Source organism: Nonomuraea sp. ZG12 (assembly GCF_052068115.1).
Classification (GTDB): Bacteria; Actinomycetota; Actinomycetes; order Streptosporangiales; family Streptosporangiaceae; genus Nonomuraea.
This window is the reverse complement of sequence record NZ_JBQHCW010000105.1, coordinates 1-524: the sequence shown is the minus strand read 5'-3', so window position 1 is coordinate 524 and position 524 is coordinate 1. Positions and strand designations below refer to the sequence as shown.

Annotated in this window: 1 protein-coding gene; it reads right to left on the bottom strand. The window is 63.0% G+C overall.

Going from position 1 to position 524, the window contains the following annotated elements; genetic code table 11:
• Positions 1-279 precede the first annotated feature (279 nt).
• Positions 280-524: hypothetical protein (locus ACTMTF_RS49465; RefSeq protein WP_441117046.1), on the bottom strand; the 245-nt coding region annotated here is incomplete at its 5' end.

The following is a 524-nucleotide window of genomic DNA, read 5'->3' as shown; positions in this document are numbered from 1 at the left end:
GGGATGCCGTTAAGAAACGTGTCACCAGCCGCAAATGAGAGAGAAGACGCAGCTCGGCGGCTTGCATATAGGCGCTTAGCTGGAGTCGATGGGTCGATGCACTTATGAGCGCATACCTTCCTGACCTGCAAAGACGTTGCGATTGGCGGCTGGTGACACGTTTCTTAACGGCACCCGAACTCGCCGACATCCCCGCCCCCGCTGGGCCACACCCCGGCAAATCAGCGCCCCGGCCCAGGCCACCCTGCTGCTGGTCATCGAGATCAACCGGAGGCCGACCTAGTCAGGCTGCGCGCAACCGCCCAGCCGGTGCCGCACGAATTCTGGATGCGCCTGGCCGACATTGATGCTGTTCTCATCCAGAGCGTTGACGATGTGGAAACGACCGGCATCGAAGACGAACTCCACAGCGAGGGTGCCGTCCGCCAGGTCATGGCGTGATGATGGCCGCCACTGGAGCAGAGCAACGTCGCGCAGTTCCAGGCCGACGAACGGCTCAAGCCGCTCGTCGGCGCTGGACCACG